General features: G+C 68.0%; 16 protein-coding genes and 1 pseudogene. 6 read left to right on the top strand and 11 right to left on the bottom strand.

The features are described from left to right. Positions 1-112 precede the first annotated feature (112 nt). Positions 113-2161, top strand: coding sequence for a glycine betaine/L-proline ABC transporter substrate-binding protein ProX (gene proX, locus VI480_RS15055; protein WP_323673679.1), 2049 nt, complete (start codon positions 113-115; stop codon positions 2159-2161). Positions 2162-2175: 14 nt separating this feature from the next. On the opposite strand, the gene VI480_RS15050 is transcribed toward proX, so the two are convergent. From VI480_RS15050 to VI480_RS15025, 6 genes and pseudogenes are all read right to left on the bottom strand, one after another. After that, positions 2176-2880, bottom strand: coding sequence for an acyl-CoA dehydrogenase family protein (locus tag VI480_RS15050; protein WP_323673678.1), 705 nt, complete (start codon positions 2878-2880; stop codon positions 2176-2178). Between the two features lie 163 nt (positions 2881-3043). After that, positions 3044-3235, bottom strand: a pseudogene (locus VI480_RS15725) (acyl-CoA dehydrogenase family protein); the annotation flags it as partial. 121 nt (positions 3236-3356) lie between these two features. Then, complete coding sequence (locus tag VI480_RS15040) at positions 3357-4382, bottom strand: MaoC/PaaZ C-terminal domain-containing protein (protein WP_323673676.1); 1026 nt, start codon at positions 4380-4382, stop codon at positions 3357-3359. 32 nt (positions 4383-4414) lie between these two features. Then, complete coding sequence (locus VI480_RS15035; RefSeq protein WP_323673675.1) at positions 4415-5539, bottom strand: RidA family protein; 1125 nt, start codon at positions 5537-5539, stop codon at positions 4415-4417. 161 nt (positions 5540-5700) lie between these two features. Continuing rightward, complete coding sequence (locus tag VI480_RS15030) at positions 5701-6489, bottom strand: enoyl-CoA hydratase/isomerase family protein (RefSeq protein WP_323673674.1); 789 nt, start codon at positions 6487-6489, stop codon at positions 5701-5703. 75 nt (positions 6490-6564) lie between these two features. Further along, the gene (locus VI480_RS15025; RefSeq protein WP_323673673.1) at positions 6565-7551 is read right to left on the bottom strand and encodes an LLM class F420-dependent oxidoreductase; all 987 of its coding nucleotides are present in this window, start codon (positions 7549-7551) and stop codon (positions 6565-6567) included. A gap of 109 nt (positions 7552-7660) precedes the next feature. Between VI480_RS15025 and VI480_RS15020 the strand changes: the two genes are divergently transcribed. The 4 genes from VI480_RS15020 (at position 7661) to VI480_RS15005 (ending at position 10573) form a co-directional block, all read left to right on the top strand. Continuing rightward, complete coding sequence (locus tag VI480_RS15020; protein WP_323673672.1) at positions 7661-7831, top strand: hypothetical protein; 171 nt, start codon at positions 7661-7663, stop codon at positions 7829-7831. A 73-nt stretch (positions 7832-7904) separates the two neighbouring features. After that, positions 7905-9098, top strand: a complete 1194-nt coding sequence (locus VI480_RS15015) for a steroid 3-ketoacyl-CoA thiolase (RefSeq protein WP_323673671.1) — start codon at positions 7905-7907, stop codon at positions 9096-9098. A 203-nt stretch (positions 9099-9301) separates the two neighbouring features. Continuing rightward, on the top strand, positions 9302-9718 hold the full coding sequence (locus tag VI480_RS15010; RefSeq protein ID WP_323673670.1) for a thermonuclease family protein: 417 nt from the start codon (positions 9302-9304) through the stop codon (positions 9716-9718). A 9-nt stretch (positions 9719-9727) separates the two neighbouring features. After that, a complete protein-coding gene (locus VI480_RS15005) occupies positions 9728-10573 on the top strand; it encodes a ChbG/HpnK family deacetylase (RefSeq protein ID WP_323673669.1) in 846 nt (281 codons plus the stop codon). Positions 10574-10589: 16 nt separating this feature from the next. Here VI480_RS15005 and VI480_RS15000 read toward each other — a convergent pair whose 3' ends face one another. The 5 genes from VI480_RS15000 to VI480_RS14980 all read right to left on the bottom strand — a co-directional run bounded on the left by VI480_RS15000 (position 10590) and on the right by VI480_RS14980 (position 15374). Further along, complete coding sequence (locus tag VI480_RS15000) at positions 10590-10943, bottom strand: SCP2 sterol-binding domain-containing protein (protein ID WP_323673668.1); 354 nt, start codon at positions 10941-10943, stop codon at positions 10590-10592. Then, a complete protein-coding gene (locus VI480_RS14995) occupies positions 10940-11797 on the bottom strand; it encodes a PIG-L family deacetylase (protein WP_323673667.1) in 858 nt (285 codons plus the stop codon). Before VI480_RS14995 ends, VI480_RS15000 begins: the two co-directional genes overlap by 4 nt. 136 nt (positions 11798-11933) lie before the next feature. Continuing rightward, positions 11934-13139 carry a potassium channel family protein gene (locus VI480_RS14990; protein WP_323673666.1) on the bottom strand — a complete coding sequence of 402 codons (1206 nt, stop codon included), beginning with the start codon at positions 13137-13139 and terminating at the stop codon, positions 11934-11936. Between the two features lie 188 nt (positions 13140-13327). Then, positions 13328-14557, bottom strand: a complete 1230-nt coding sequence (locus VI480_RS14985; protein WP_323673665.1) for a magnesium transporter — start codon at positions 14555-14557, stop codon at positions 13328-13330. 187 nt (positions 14558-14744) lie between these two features. Continuing rightward, positions 14745-15374 carry a TlpA disulfide reductase family protein gene (locus VI480_RS14980; RefSeq protein ID WP_323673664.1) on the bottom strand — a complete coding sequence of 210 codons (630 nt, stop codon included), beginning with the start codon at positions 15372-15374 and terminating at the stop codon, positions 14745-14747. 93 nt (positions 15375-15467) lie between these two features. Here VI480_RS14980 and VI480_RS14975 point away from each other — a divergent pair, with 93 nt between their 5' ends. Next, positions 15468-16520 (top strand): hypothetical protein, encoded by a 1053-nt coding sequence (locus tag VI480_RS14975; RefSeq protein ID WP_323673663.1) that lies wholly within the window; start codon positions 15468-15470, stop codon positions 16518-16520. The last annotated feature ends 299 nt before the right edge of the window (positions 16521-16819 follow it).

Here is a 16819-nt window from a genome sequence, read left to right as displayed (position 1 = left end):
CGTGAAAGAGTGCCGCCGCCACTCTTGGCCATCAGCGATCCCGCAGGACCCACAAGCGCGGAGGTGCTGCGTCGGCACCCGGCTGCGCCGGGTCGCAGCACGGCTGGCGACGGTGGTGCTGCTTGCCGGACCGTTCATGGGAATAGCTCCAGCGGTGCAGGCGCAGACGACCGCCGACGGGCCAGTGGTGCACATTGCGCGTCCGACCTGGGACACGGGTTGGTTCCAAGCGGAGGTGCTTCGATTGCTGCTCGAGCGGCTCGGCTACCGAGCGGACGGCCCGATCACCATGGACAACGCTGAGTTCTATGAGGCTGTCGCGTCAGGCGACGTCGACCTCTGGGCCAGCGGCTGGTTCCCACTGCACGATGTGCATATTGCCCCTGACGCTGCGGTGGAAGTGGTCGGCACGGCCGTCGACGACGGTGCGCTGCAGGGCTATTTCGTGGATTCCGGCACTGCCGCCGCCTACGGCATCACCAATCTGGGAGATCTCGCCGATCCGTCCGTAGCCACGCTGTTCGACCATGACGGCGACGGCAAAGCGGACCTAGTGGGCTGCAGCATCGGCTGGTCGTGTGCACAGACCATCGACCACCATCTCGATGCGTACGGACTCACCGGTACTGTCGAGCAAATCCAGGGCGACTACTCGCCGCTCATCGCCGAGACCATCACCCGCCAACGAGCCGGCGAGCCGGTGCTGTACTTCACGTGGACGCCGAACTGGACCGTCGGCGAGCTCGTGCCCGGCGTCGACGTGGTGTGGCTGGAGACGCCCTTCCCCTCCCTGCCCGACGACCAAGCATCCGCGATCGACCGCACATTCGTCGCGGGAATCGACGGCTGCGCCAACGACCCATGCCAGACCGGCTGGCCGCCCAACGACATCAGGGCCGTCGCCAACGCCCACTTTCTCGACGCCAACCCGGCCGTGCGGACACTGCTGGAGCAGGTCGTCATACCGCTCGAGGACATCTCCGCGCAGAACGCCCGCATGATCACCGAGGGCGGCGACCCTGCCGATATCCGCCGCCACGCCGCGGAGTGGATTCAGGCCAACCTGGCAACGGTGCACGAGTGGATCCGTACTGCCGATCCCGCTGCCGTGGGAGTGTCGTCGGACGGCGACGATGCGCCGGTGGGCGGCACGCTCTCCGTGGCCGCCCGTGCCCTGCCGCCGTTCGTGATCTACGAGAACGCCAGCTACAGCGGCTTCGAGGTGGAGCTGATCAAACTGCTCGCAGCCGACCTCGGCATGGAGGCCGAGATCTACGCGGTGGACACGGTTGCCAAGCAGATCGACGACATCCAGCGCGGCGTCGCCGATGTCGGTCTCGGCGGCACGGCGGTCACAGCTCATCGCGAACAAGACATCGACTTCTCGGTGCCGGTGCTCGACTCGGGTCTCAGCATCCTCACTACAGCCGAGTCTTCCCGCAACATCGGCGACCGCATCGCGACGTTCTTCACGGCAATCGCGTCATCGGACCTGCCGTGGCTCCTCGGGGTGTTTGCGTTGGCTGTGCTCATTGCCGCCCATCTGATCTGGCTGCTCGAGCGCCGTCACAATCCCGACTTCGCCGTGCCGTATCGCAAGGGGATCTGGGATTCCTTCTACTGGTCGGTTGTCACCATGAGCACGGTCGGTTACGGCGACAAGGTGGCCCGCGGCAACCGTGGCCGAGTGCTGGCACTGCTGTGGATCGCCTTGGGCACACTGGTATTCGCCAGCTTCACCGCAGCTATCGCATCGTCGCTGGCCGTGAACGAGCTGCGGTCGGAGATCTCCGGACCGGCGGATCTGTCCGGCCGGCGGGTCGCCACGGTCAAGCACTCCGCTGGGGAGACCTACCTCCCGTCGATCGGCATCGGCCCGGTCGTCGTCGATGAGATCGACGCCGCGTACGAATTGCTGTCAGAGGGAGATGTCGAGGCGGTGGTGTTCGACGCGCCCGTGCTGCACTACTACGCCTCGCATCGAGGCGGCGGTGACTTTGTCACCGTCGGATCAGACTTCCGGCGCGTCCGCTACGGCCTGATGATCGACGAGAACAACGCGGAGCTGCGTGAGCGCCTCAATCTCGCATTGCTCGACCTGATGGAGTCAGGGATCTACGCCCGCTTGCACGATGGATGGTTCGGCAGTGACAGTTCCTGAGTTCGGTGTCTCGCCTACTTGAAACTGCCGCCAAGGATGTCGCGGGCCATGATCAGCCGCTGCACCTCGCTGGGGCCCTCGCCGATGCGTCGGATGCGCAGCTCCCGGTACCAGCGCTCCAGCGGCAGGTCTTTCGTGACGCCGATGCCGCCGTGGATCTGGATGCAACGGTCGACTACCCGCCCAGCGGCCTCGGACGCCACCAGCTTCGCCATAGCCGCTTCGGTGCGGAAACGCTCGCCGCGGTCGGCCTTCTGAGCTGCCTCGAGCACGCACCAGCGACCGTGGCGGATGTCGATCTCGTTGTCGACGATCATCCACTGGACCGCCTGCTTCTCGGCCAGCGCCGACCCGAACGTCTCTCGACTGCGGGCCCAGTCGATCGCCATCTCCTGCGCCATGATCGCCGGCCCCAAGCAGCCCGCTGCATACGGGATGCGCTGGCGGCTCAGGCGGTCGTTGGCAATTCCGAAGCCGCCGTTCACCTCGCCGAGCACGTGACTCTCGGGCACCCGCATGTCGGTGAACTCCAGCTCGGTGGCATAGCGGGTGGCGCGAAGCGTGTGCACCACCCGGCGAACGTTGAACCCAGGCGTGTCGGTGTCGACGATGAACGCCGTGACGCCGTTGCGCCCCGGGTCGTCGGAGGTGCGGGCGAACAGCAGCGCGTAGTCGGCCTTGTCGGCACCGGAGATGAACAGCTTTGAGCCGTTCAGCACCCACTCGTCGCCGTCCTTGTAGCCCCGGGTGCGGATGGCCCGCCCCGGGTCCGATCCGCCCGATCAGCCCGGCCCCGCCGAACACGCCGTAGCAGGGGTTGTAGAGCCCGGCGCGGTGCTTGGACATCTCGATGGCCATGAGCGCACGGGTGGTGGTGTCGAGGCCCGGTCCCCCGTACTCCGCCGGGATGTCGAGCCCGTAGAAGCCCATGTCGCGAGTCATCTGCGTGAGCCGGGCAGCGTCGTCGGGTTCCAGCTCGCCGGCATCAGGGTCGAGGTCGGCCTCCAGGGGGATGATCTCGCTCTCGACGAAGCGTCGAACCGTCTCGACGATCAGCGCCTGCTCGTCGCTCATGGAGAAATCCACGCTGCATCTCCTTGCTTCGGCGCCCGATGCTAGGTCTCAGCCCGCTTCGGGACCTGTCGGACGCGACCCCATTTGACCGTGGAGGCGGCAGGGTCCTGGGCGTTTGCGGCTAGCCGGTGGTCCAGTCGAGCTGGGCGAACGCTGGGGCGACGACAAGCCGGTCGCCGACCGAGACTGACAGGTCGACGCTGAATCCAGCATCGTCGGCTGTCGCGATCGTGCCGGAGCAGGTCACCGTCTCACCGGCGTGCACCGGCGCGCGATTCCGGTACGCGAGCCGGACCAGCCGGGCGCTAGGGCCGGCGGCGCGCAAGACGCATTCCGCCAGCAAGGCGCCGAGCATCTGGCCGTCTACCAGCGGCGCCGGAGCGCCCAACCGGCGGGCGTGAGCCTCGTCGTAGTGCAGGCGATGCCAGTCCCACGTGGCGGCTCCGTACGCGACCATGTCTGCCAAGGCGATCCGCCGGTGCAGCGGCCGGAGCGACCGGCCCGGGCTCAGACGCTCCCGAGGCAGCGGTTCAGGGCCAGCAGGGGCACCGAGAGACTCGGCAGCACCAGTGGTCGCCGGGTCGTCCGGCTCGGGGGTTGGCGTCGCCGGCACGGCGGCTGCCGCGGAGCCTTGTGCCGCGTCCGCCTCTGCTTCCTCATCGGGCGGATCGCTCTCGGGCTGAGCGGCCTCGAGGGGGCGGAAGATCATCGTCTCGGCATTCGTCGCCAACCGGTCGCCGCCGGCGGAATATGCCGCCTCGGCAGTGACGAACAGGAGCGGATGGCCCTCGCGGTCGGGCCGCTCGCTCGCATCGGTCAGTGTCCACGTCGTGGAGATGACATCGTCGAACCGGGCAGGCCGATCGAACCGGTAGTCGTTGCCTCCCCGGAACATGGCGCATCGCACCGGCAGCGGCAGCTCCCAAGCGTGCCCGAGATACGCATTCCCATCTGGCACTGCGCGGCCGGTGAGCTGCGCTGTCTCGCAGATGAGCGTCGGCGGCGCCTCGTCCCGCCAACGCCCCGGATCGGCACCGATGGCCAGGGCGAAATAGCGAATGGACGCCTGGCCGAGCGGTTCGGGCGCCATGTACGTCACCGTCGTGCCGAGCGCGGCGCGCACTTCAGGGGTCAGCAACTGCGTCATGTTTCCCGCTCTGGTTCGCCCGGCTCTGCCTCTCAGGGCATCAAGGCGACGGCTTCCACCTCGATCAGCCAGCGGCGACTGAGCAGCCCCGACACCACGACACCAGTAGAGGCGGGGAACGGTCGGCCCATCACCCGCTGGCGCACCTCTCCGACGGCCCGGTAGTCGCCGACGCCGTCGGGCGTCACGTACTCGACGGTCTTGACGAGGTTGTCAATGGAGGTGCCGGCCATCTCGCAGATGGCGGCGATCTCGCCGTAGACGAATTCGGCCTGCCCGCCGATGTCGCCCTCGGCGACGGTCTCGCCAGTGCCGAGATTGAACGCTGTCGTGCCGGAAATGAACAGCAGCCCGCCGGCCTCTACCGCTGGGCTGAAGGTGAGCGACGAGTAGGCCTCAGCCAGGTACGGCACGACTGTCTTGGGATGCGCCGACGCCCACACATCGAGCGCCACGAGGGCTTCGGGATGAGGCAGCTCGGGCATCAGCAACCCCGTCGACGACGGGAACTGCGGTGCGAGCAGCCGCCGGCGTGCCTCCGCGGTCTCGTTGTACTGGCGGCGGGTGGCCGCGGTCGTCTGCTGCACGATCCTCACGACGTTGCTCAGATCCATGCCGTGAGATTCGAGGCGGCGGCCGGCTTCTTCGAGCGCCCACTCGCACTGACCGACGAAGTCGCCCGGCAGCACCGCGTTGCCATCGTCGTCGACGGGCAGCACCTGGGGCACGTGCACCAGCCCATCGACCCGGCCGGCCACGACTTCTACTTCCACCAGCGCCTCGGGCCGCACGAGCGATTCGACGACGAACGTCGAGGGTCGGACCCCACCGACAGCCGAGCCCAAGCCATGCGGACGTTCGCCCGCGATGGCGTCTCGCTCAGGGGCGCCCGCGACGGTGACGTATTCGGTTACCTCGGAGCATTCGCTGATGTCGCGCCCGGCCGCGTCGAGCACCGCCTCCACTTTCGCCCAGCACACGCTGGCCTGCTCGGCACCATCGCCGCGCACCGTGACCCGTCCGGACTCTGTGTCGTACGCGCCCGCAGTCTGCCCCGCCAGCCACGCCGCACCGGAGGCGTCGATGCCCTGGGAGAAGGAATACCGGCTGGTGTCCAGCCACGGAAATGGCTCCGGGGTGATCTCCTGGGGAGGCATGGTTCGTGCTCCTCATGCACAAACGGCGACACGGTCGGTGCCGCTCACACCTTGTCTAGTGCGCGCAAGCGTTCGACGCTAGGATGCTCGCAACGGCGCCGAGCGCCTCGGCGAAGTTCCCCGTGAGGACTGGGCTGCAGCCCCTCGCACCGAGCGGCGCGTCAGTTTCCGGTGAAGTTCGGCGCGCGGCGCTCCACGAAGGCGGCGATGCCCTCGCGGCCGTCATGGGTCAGCATGGCGTCGGTGATCGTCTTGCCTTCGAACTCGCCCGCCTGCTCAAGCGGGGAGTCGATGCCGTTGTAGATCACCCGCTTGGCGTGGCCCAGCGCCCACGCCGGGCCGTCGGCCAGCGCCTGGGCCAACTCGGCGGTGGCCGAATCGACCTCGTCGTCGGGAACCACCCGGTTGACCAAGCCCCACTGCTCGGCCTCCTCCGCCGACAGCACGCGGTTGGTGAGGGTCAGGTCGAGCATCCGCCGAAGCCCGATGTGGCGGGCCAGGAAGTAGGACGATGTGCCATCGGGCGTCACGCCGGCGCGGGTATAGGCCATGGTGAACTTCGCCGACTCGCCCGCGACCACGAGATCGAATGAAGCTGCCAGCGACATGCCGGCCCCGCCCACGCTGCCGCCCACGCCGGCAACGAACGGCTTCGGTGTGCGGTTCATCTTGTTGATTGCTGCATGGAGGTCGATGACCATGTCCGATGCGAGCTGCGGCAGGCCGTCGCCTGCGGCGTGGAATTCCTTCAGATCGCCGCCTGCCGAGAACACCCGGCCTTCGGCGGTGACCGACGTCGCCTTGACCGCATCATCGAACTCGATCTCCAGCATCACTGCCCGCAGCTCGCGTGAGAACTGCGGATTGACGGCGTTGGCGCCCTCCGGTCGGTTGAACCGTACGTGCGCCACCCCGTCGCGCACTTCGTAGATGATCGTCTCGAGGTCCATGTTCGCTCCTGTGGATGCTGGCGCTAGCCGGTCCACGGGAGGTTACGCGCCCCGCCTGCTGGTCGTTCCAGCCGGCTAAGCGCGAGCGGCCGGTGACAAGTCGCGGGCCGCCTGGACGGGGTCGATGCCGCCGAACGGCATGATCGAGATGGCCGACACGTCGACACCGTTCGCGTGGTAGCGGTCGATGTGCTCCCGGCATGCCTCCGGCGGGCCGTGTACCAGCAGTTCGTCGACCAGATCGTCGTCGATGACCTCGAGCGCCCCGCGGCGATCGCCGTCGGCCCAGCGTTCCCACATGGCGGCGAGCAATTCGCCGCGTCCGAGCCAGCGATGGAATTCGGCATACACCGGGACGTTGAGATAGGCGGCAACGGCCCGCTTGAAGCCGGCTCGGACGGTGTCGGCGTCGGGATTGGGGCACACGAATATGCGGGCCACCACTTCCTTGCCGGCGCCGCCCTCGTCGACGTAGGGGCGGACAGTGGACACGTCGTCGGCCGAGAGCCAATTGATGATGGCGCCGTCGCCCTCGCTGCCCGCGAGCCGCAGCATGCCGGGCCGCAGTGCCGCCAGCAGGATTGGAGGCTGGGTTTCCGGTGGGCGGCCCAGGCGGAAACCCTGAATGTCGAACGTGTCGTAGGTCTCGCTGATCCGCTCGCCGGTGAGGGCTTGGCGCAGGAATCGGGCAGTGTCGCGTGTCCGCTTGAAGGGCTCGTCGAAGCCGATGCCGTTCCAGCGTTCGACGATGACGTTTGACGATGCCCCGATGCCCATGGCGAAGCGTCCGGGCGCAGCCTCGCAGATGGCTGCCGTTTGCTGGGCCAGCAGCGCAGGGCCGCGGGTGAAGGCCGGGATGATGGCGATGCCCAGTCGCACGTCAGGCACCCATTGGCTGGCCAGCACCAGCGGGGTGAAGCCGTCGGTGCCGTCTGCCTCCGAGCTCCAGAACTCGGTGTAGCCGAGATCTGCGAATTCGCGGTAGAGGTCGGCCTGGGCATGCAGGGGATCATCAAAGGGAACCGTGATGCCGTAGCGCCAGTCGTGTCGATTGTCGGTCACGGCGCGCAGGCTAGTGAGCGGAGGCGCGACCATTCCGTGAGGCGGCTTCGCAGTGCGGCGGAAACGCACTGGGGCTATTCGTGTCACACCCCCCGATCACACTGGGCACATGGCAGAACAGCTTGATATCGCACCTCAGCTCCGGCTGGTGTCAACCAGCCGGATGCCCCACCGGCTGAACCGGGCTACCCGTCAGGAAGGCCTGCGGGGAGTTGCTCGGGCGCGGGCGGCGCTGGCCGCCACGGCACGTCCGCCCGAAATCGATCTCCACGCCGCCTGATGCCAGCCGCAACAGGCCAGTGCCGGCCAATCCATTGGGCGGGCAGTACGAGGGCGCAAGTACAGTGCCGGCCATGAGCAGCGCATCCGTGAACCAGCATCCCGACGACATCGTCATTGTCGACGCCGTCCGATCTCCCGTCGGCCGGCGCGGCGGCGACCTGAGCGGCATCCATCCGTCCGATCTCCTGAGCGACGTGCTGACCTCATTGATGGAGCGCACCCAGGTCGACCCGGCCAGCATCGGCCAGATCGTGGGCGGCTGCGTCAGCCAAGCCGGTGAGCAGACAGCCAACATCGCGCGCACTGCATGGCTCGGCGCGGGTTATCCCCTGTCGGTTGCGGCCACCACCGTCGACGCACAGTGCGGTTCGAGCCAGCAGGCCACCACGCTGGCGTACGGCCTCGTGCGAAGCGGCGTGGTCGACTCGGCCATCGGGTGCGGCGTCGAGTCGATGACGCGCAATCCGATGGGATCGAGCTACAAGAAGGGCCAGCGCACGGCCACATCCCGTTACAAGGAGCACTACGAGTACACAACCCAGTTCCAAGGCGCCGAGCTCATGGCCAAGCAGTGGGGCATCAGCCGTGAAGAATGCGATGCCTACGGCCTGCGAAGCCAGAGCAACGCCGCCCGGGCGTGGACCGAAGACCGTTTCGCCACACAGATCGTCGAGATCGACGCGCCGGTGCTCGACGAAGACGGCAAGCCCACCGACGAGATCCGCCACGTCGTGCGCGACGGCGGCATCCGGCCCACCACGGCGGAAGGCCTTGCCGGGATCTCGCCGGTGATGGACGGCGGCGTGCACACCGCGGGCAGCTCGTCGCAGATCAGCGATGGATCGGGAGCGGTTCTGCTCATGCGGGCCGGCCGTGCCAGCGAGCTGGGCCTGCGCCCCCTCGCCCGCATCGTCGACACCTGCCTGGTCGGCAGCGACCCGGTGCTGATGCTGACCGGCCCGATCGAGGCCACGAACTACCTGCTCGAGCGCAATGGCATGCAGATGTCCGACATCGACATCGTCGAGATCAACGAGGCATTCGCATCGGTCGTCCTCGCTTGGCAGCGCGAGGTGAACCCCGACATGGACGGGGTCAACCCCAACGGGGGCGCGATCGCGCTGGGTCATCCGCTGGGCGGCACCGGTGCGATCCTGCTGACCAAGGCGGTGCACGAGCTGCACCGGGCCGACAAGAACACGGCCCTCATCACCATGTGCTGCGGCGGCGGGCTGGGCACGGGCACCATCATCGAGCGGCTCTGATCAGGCGCCGAACAGCTTCCCTCGGCGCCTTCGCCGCAGCATGTGCGGCGGCTTGGGCCGGTTGGCAGTACTTCGGCCCATCTGACGAAGCGACAGTTACGCCTTCCGGCACGGAGGCGGCGGCCGATGGCAGTGCGACCGCAGACTCTTCGGAATCGGAATCCGCGGCGGCGGCGTTGGAGCCGAACGCTGTCGTGCTGGCAGTGATCGACGGTGACACAATGGACGTCGACCTCGGCGGGCGCCGGACGACGGTGAGGTTTCTCGGCATCGACACTCCGGAGAAGACCGGCGGCTACCTGCCCGCCGAGTGCGGCGGCGATGCTGCCACCCGGCGGACGGCCGAGCTGCTCCCGCCCGGCACTGCGGTGCTGCTGCAGCGCGACGCTGAGCTCTATGACCGCTATGACCGACTGCTGGCGTACGTGTACCGGGCCGACGATGGCCTGTTCGTGAATCGCTACCTCGTGCTCGACGGCTACGCCGGCACCATGCACTTCGAGCCGAACACGGAGCACCAGGCCGTGCTCGACGAGGCCCAAGCCGACGCTCGCGCCGCCGGCAGAGGAATCTGGGCCGACTGCGGCGGGCCGAACCGGCAACTCGAAGGTGCCCATTAGCGTGTCGGTGTGGCACCGCTGTCCCAGCGGCTCGGATACGGCCCCGACGACAGACTGCTGATCATCAGCGCGGCCGGACTCGGCGGCTGTCACGCGATGAACGAAGGCGTCTACGCCGCGCTGCGAGACGGCTTGGCAACCACAGGAACGCTGCTCGTGCCGTGCCCGTGGTCACGCGAGGCAGCAGCGAGATTCCGGGGCGAGGACATCGGGGTTGCGCTCACGCTGAACGCCGAGTTCGAGCTCTACCGGTGGGGGCCGATCACCTACGGCCCATCGCTGCTCGACGGCAACGGCGGGATGCCCAGCACGGTGGGAGATGTGTGGGACCATGCCGACGTCGACGAGGTCCGGCGGGAATGCCGGGCACAGATCGAGCGGGCAATCCTGTGGGGCTTCGACGTCACGCACCTCGACAGTCACCTCGACGTGCTCAGCGTGCGCCCCGAGTTCTTCGACGTGTACCTGGAGCTCGCAGTGGAATTCGGGTTGCCGGTGCGGCTCATCTCCAGCGACGCCCGGCGTCAGCTCGGATTCCCCGCTGAGGATCTGCTCGGTTCCGAGGGCGTTGTGACGCCGGATCGGGTTGTCCGCATCGCGCCCGGGGCCATGGGGCGGTACCGGCGCATCGAAGCGCTGCTCGACTCGCTCGAACCGGGAGTGACCGAACTGCAGCTCCAGCCAGCGGCTGACCTGCCGGAGCTGCGATCGCTGACCGCCCAATGGGGATCACGCGTAGAGGACCTGCTCCACCTGCGTGACAACGCTGAGCTGCGTGCCCATATCGAGCGCAGCGAGATACGTCTGGTGGGTTATCGAACGCTGCGGCAGCTGCAGCGATCCAGCACCGGCTGAGCGAACCCGGCCCTGTTCAGCCCGGCGTGCCCAGCGAACCCGCAGCGCACCAGGCCGGCAGCAGCTCCAGCCAGAGCGCCATGTCGCCGGAGACTTTGAGATCGCCAGCCATGTAGTAGCGGGCGGGATCGGCATCGCCGCGGACCACGTCGGCGGCGAGCTGCCACGGGGCCTCCAGGGTCAGATCAGCACCCCGGGTAGTCCCCGCAGACGCAGATGTCAGCACGCCGACCTCGAAGATCAAGCTCGCGGCGACTTTGCCGTCGGGACCGCCAGCGGTCTTCATCACGACGGTGCCCGACACGTTCCCCAGGGGTTGGTGGCCAGCCTCGGCCCACGCCGCCAGGAACTCGTCGTCGAGAAAGCTCATGGGCGCAGCCCTGCGAAGAGGTCATGCTCCATCGGCTCGGTCGCGATGCGCGACTCGAGCAGCATGTACTCCTCGTAGGGATGGATCGAGTCGGCGACATCGTCGGGCAGGCCGAACCAGAACGGCGAGTCCGGATCGACTTGGGTGGCATGGGCCAGCAGCGCCTTGCGCCGGACCGCGTTGTTCACCTCGATGACCGCAGTGATGCGGTCGTCCCGGCTGGGTCGCCCCAGCCACTTCTCGTCGAACGGCGACTCAAGCCCGAGATCCAAGAAGGCCTGGTGGATCAGCCTCATGCGCTTGTGCGACCACACCGGTGCATACATCTTCATCGGCGTGAACGCAGGGCCGCACTCGGGGCGCCAGGCCGGTTCACCGGCGTGGGCGAAGGCCGGAATGCAGATGGCCGTGACCTGCAGATGATCGGGATGGGGGTAGCGCGACTGCACCAGCGGGTAGGTCAGGATGACCTGCGGGCGCACCCGGCGGATCACGGTCACGAGCCTGGCGACCGCTTCGTCGAGATCGGCATTGGCGAAGGCGTCGGGGTGGGCGTTGGCTTCGGTATCGGGCATGCCCGAGTCGCGATAGCCCAGCATGACGACTTCGTCGTAGCCGATCTCGACCGCGGACGCGTCCAGCTCGGCACGGCGGACTTCGGCGAGGTTCTCCTTCACCTCGGGCCGGTCCATTGCCGGGTTGAGGATGTCGCCCTCCTCGCCGCCGGTGCAGCACACGAGCGTGGTGCGGATGCCCTCGTCGGCATACCGGCGGACAGTGCCTGCCCCCTTCGACGCTTCATCGTCGGGGTGAGCGTGAACCGCGAGAATTGACAGTCCCGTGTCCTGCGACATCGGCGGTCAAGCTATCGGCGTCAGCACTGTGCTGGCCGACCGTCCGGTGACTCCGATCACAGCCTCGGCGGTCAAGCGACCGGTGTCAGCACTGTGCTGGCCGACCGTCCGGTGACTCCGATCACAGCCTCGGCGGTCAAGCGACCGGTGTCAGCTCGACGTGTCCGGTTTCCTCGTCGATGTCCATGGAGTAGCCGCAGATAGCAGCGAGGCGGTCACGGCCCTCCTCCGGACCCGATGCCAGCAGCTCGTCGCCCACCCACAGCCGCACGGTACGGGGCGGGTTGTAGATGTAGCTGGCGGCGCGGCGGATGGCCAGCACGTGATAGCCGGGATCCACGGCCAGCCCCAGTGACCCGAGTGTCGAGTCGTCGGCCTGTGAACCGGGCGCCACCGGCACCTGCACGACGACATCGTCGGTGTCGCCGAGCGCGAGCGCGAGCACGGGGTGAATGTCCTCATCCTCGAGCACGAGCGAGGTGATGTTGCGAGCCTGGTCGCCGATGTCCTCGGCAGCCTCGGCGACGTGCAGCAGACCACGCAGCCCCGCCGGATCGGTCCCTGCCGTGTCGGCCTCTGCCGCAGCGCGCAGCACCCATGTCTGCATGGACACCTTCATGCCGTCGAGCCGTTCCTGCATCGACCGCACCTCGCGAGCGAGCGACAGGTCATGCAAAACGAGTGCGGAATAGGCCAACCCGATGGCCGCCTCCGACAGGTTCTTCATCTCGACCAGCGTGTCGACCGCTCGGTCGAGGTCGCTCGGCGCCTGCGCCTCGTCGGGTTCAGGCGGGTTCCAGCGCTCCATGGCCGCCAGTTCGCGCAACCGCACGATGCCTGCGGGATCGCCGCGCATGAACAGCACGTCGCCCGGCTCCACAATGCTGTCGCCGCCGACGTCAGTGAGCCAGTGGCGGCCTCGCTGGATGGCGACGACGCGCATGCCGACCGCCACGGGCAGCTCCATGTCTCGCAGCGGCCGGTTGGCCAGGTGACTGCCTTCCGCCACGACCAGCCGATGCGAAACCTCGGCTGCCTGCGCCAGGTCCACGATGAGCGCCCGGGGGATTCCCAAGTGATGCAACACGATCTTGGAGATGTCGACCGCTGCATTGGCGATCTGCTCGATCGACGACACCACCTGAAGCACCGAGCTCATGCCGTCGACCTCGCGCGGGTGCCGCACAGCCAGCATCGCCAGCGATCGCATCTCGTGCACGAGGGCGGACATGTCCTCCTCGAGGCCCAGAACGGCATCGGCCATGCCCTCGTCGTCGAAATAGAGCGCGGCGTAGGCCAGATCGACCATGAGCTCGGAGGCGTCCTTGGCCTCGGAGAGCATGGATTTCAGATTTCGAGGTTTGTCTTCAGGATCTGATCGCATTGCACATCGTCAGCGAGCGACGCGACGGGCTCGCCGCTGGTCTGAATTGGTCGGCTCGGGGACATGATGACGCCGCTGCGCCAAGCGTAGGCACAGCGACGGAGTGGCGAAGATGGATTTCACGACAGGCGATCGCATCAGGCCCGTCATGACAGGCCCACCCAGTTCACGGCGAGCACCAGCGCGGCGGCACCGGCCAGGTCGACGGTGCTGTTCACCAGTGGGATGCCGTAGGTATCGGGGTCAACGCCGACCCGGGTCGCGACCACCGTTCCGTAGTAAGCGATGGCTCCCGCCAAGACCGTCGCGATCATGCCGCCGATCAGCGAGATCGCGGCCAGCCGGAGCAGGCCCGGCGTCGACATCGAGAACGCCGTGGCAAAGGCATGTGCAAGCAGGCCGTTCAGCATGAACACCGGAACGGTCAGTGTGAAGGCAAACAGGATGTCCAGGCGAGCACCCCGCTGCGGCAACGCCCGCGGTTCGATGACACCCAGATGCAGCTTGCTCGACAGCCGGCTCGACAGGATGCCGCCGATGGCGCCGGCGGCTGCCAGGCAGGCAGGCACCAGGATGAGCACGGCGCGCTTGTCGATGAAGTCCTCGAGGCGGTGCTCGATCACGACACCGGCGATGATGAGCACGAAACCGCCGACGAACAGCACGGGCATCGACTCGCGCACGATCTGCCAGAGCTGCTCCAGTCCCGACCGCCACGCCCAGGCCGTCGCAGCCACCGCCCCGATGATGCTGGCGACCGCAATGAGCGGTGTGAGCGCGGTGATGCCCACGAGATAGCTCGCCAGGAACAGGGCCGGAAGCGTGACAACATCGCCGACTGCCGAGATGAGGGGCGCGCTGACGTTGTCGAGGTCCCAGCCGCGCCGGGTGGAAATGGTCGCGAGTCCGAGCGTCACCACCAGCACGACCACCGAGGCCAGCTCGGCCCCGACGACCGACACCACGATGAGATCGGTGACGCCGATGATGCCGGCAAGCCCGAACACCGGGGCCAGCACTTTGGTCATCACACCCAGCGCCACCGCAGTCACCAAGGTCAGCACTGCTGCAGCAATGACGTTCTGGCCCACGATCGTGTCGCGACGGGCCGTGGCCCGAAAGGTGCCAGCGTGAATGGTCGTGGCGAGACGGCTGCCGAGGGCGCCGAAGATGTCGCCCCGCATGCCGATGGCAGCCGGAACCAGCACCAGCAGGCCCGGCAGTCGCTCGAGCGTTCCGGTGACGGCCGCTAGCAGCACGCCGGCTGCAGTGGCCGTCAGGCTGCTGACGGCGAGCGCCGAGAGGCTCTGGCGAGCACCGGTGACGTCGGGGCCGAGCAGACCCCGCAGAAACCCCAGCGGGTGCAGCCGTACCACCGGGCGAAGCAGTGCACGGCCGGCAGATCGCCCGCGCGCGGTCCCGGCGACGACGCGCCGAGTCGCAGTGCTGGTGCGTCTCGGGGCGCGGCGCGGCGCGGAATCGCCCTCGGCCATACGTCAAGGGTGGCAGCCTCACCGGTGGATGCGCGCGTTAGTGCGCCCGTTGTGGAGACAGCAGGACTCTCTACGAGGTTGGTTCGAGCAGCGCGGTGAAGAAAGCCGCCAGTTCCGCGGGGCCGACATTGCCCGCGAAGCGCAGCACCACCTCGTTGTCCGCATCGACGGCAACGAGGTACGGCACCGACACCAGGCCGAAGGCGTCAACGACCGACATCGCCGGCGTGTCAGCCACGACGGGGTACTGCCAGCCCTCGTCACGCAGCCATTTCTCCGGCGGATGGTTGCCGCGTGTGGCGTCTTCGAGGACCGACACCGCGTAGAAGTCCACGCCAGAGGGCAGCTCGTTCGCCTCCAGCCAGCCGGTGAGGTCCTCGACCTCGTTCTGGCAATGCGGGCACCAGTGGGCGTAGAAGGCCACCACCATCGGGCGCCCCTGGCTCTCGATGCGAACCTCGGCACCGGTGAGCAGATCGGCGCCGACAACCAAGGGCGCCTGCCGGCCGACGGCCGGATCGTCTTCCAGTTGCTCGAATTGCGGCAATGCCGTGCCGGAGACCTGCGTCCGGTCGGGTGCAGCACCGCTCGGTGTCGTAGTTGCAGCAGCGGCGTCGGTCACAACGGGTTCCGACGCATCGTCTCCACCGCATGCGGCAGCCAGCAGCACTGCACACAGACACATCGCCAGTCGTCGCACCGCCGTCAAGGCTAGGCACGGCGCCGACCTCTCCCGACGTAACCCTGCAGCCATGCCCGGGGCGTGCCGGGCGGCCGGTGGCAGACTTGGCCGGTGGAGACCCGCAAGCTCGAATCGACGCCCGGCTTCGTCATCTATGACCTGCCCGGCGCCCAACACTACGTCGGGGAGGCCCGCCTCGGCAGCCGGCTCATTCCCGGCAACGCGACGATGCTGGTCCGGCATGTCACCTATGTGTTCGCCACGCTCGAACAGCAGCGCAGCGGTGCCGGCATCGGCCTGAAGTCCGACCCGTCCGAGGCTGCTGCTGCAGTCGAGGCCCTGGCAGACGAACTCGCCGACGACTTCAGCTCGGGTCGGCTCTCGACCAGCCCGGGTCTGCGGCTGAACGCCGAGCTGCTCGCACCGGTGCTGGCTCATGATCAGCGCAATCTGATCGGCAACGACGACCGCGATGGCATCTCGTTCAACGACGAGCTCATCGGCGTCGGCGCCGCGGCAGCGGCAGCCAGCCTGCTCGGCGGCCTCGACGGCAAGCGCGTCGCCATCGAGGGGTTCGGACCCGCCGGCGTCGGCATTGCGCGTGAAGCTGCGGCGGCCGGGGCCGCGATCGCCCGAGTCGGCACCGCCAAAGGCTGCGCTGACGCTCCGGGTGACGGCGGCCGGCTCGACCCGGCGGTGCTCGTGGAGGCCTGGCTGGCGGACGGCGAGATGTGTGTGGCGGCGCTGTCGACTGACGGCGAGCCTGCCAAGCCGTGGACGGTCTGGAGGGACGACGTCGACGTGCTGTTCTGCGGCTCGAAACCGGGCGCGATGTCAGGCGACGGCGCGTCAATGGCGGGCGCCACACCCGTCGTGGCGTTCTCCGCGGCAGCCGTCTCATCCAAAGCGCTGGCCGTGCTGCGGGCGGCCGGCACGCCGGTCGCGGCTGACTTTGTCGCAGCGGTGGGACCGGCGCTGGGCTGGTGGGCCGACGCGGTGCTCACCCACAACGACCTGCGTTCGGCTACCGCGGACACCGTGAACGCTGTCATGTCCGAGACCGCCGCCCATGACGACGGCCCGTTCATGGCCGCCTGCTACCGGGCCGAGGCCTTCCTGCAGACATGGCAGGACGAGCTGCCCTTCGGCCGGCCCCTCGGCTGATGCAGCACGTCGGAACTTGAGGCTCAGGCGTCTGCTTGACGAGCGGCCTTCGTACGCGACGCTGCCGCGTTCCCGATGCCTTTTTCGACAGCGCGGCAAGGCGCTTCACAGCCTGAAGGAGCGCCGCCGACCGGTGCCGTAGATTCGCGAACATGTTCAGACAGCGTTGGGCGCGGCCGGGACGCGGCTGGATGGCCGCTGCGGTGCTCGCGGTGGTTCTCGCGGTGTCGTGCGCCGGCGAGTCCGGCCGCGAGGCCGGGGTCGGGGCGGGCGGCAGCGCGGTCGGCGGCGGCTCGTTG

Source organism: Candidatus Poriferisodalis multihospitum (genome assembly GCF_028283155.1).
Lineage (GTDB): Bacteria > Actinomycetota > Acidimicrobiia > Acidimicrobiales > Poriferisodalaceae > Poriferisodalis > Poriferisodalis multihospitum.
Note: the sequence above shows the minus strand (reverse complement) of the source record. Positions and strands in the feature narration are given on the sequence as shown.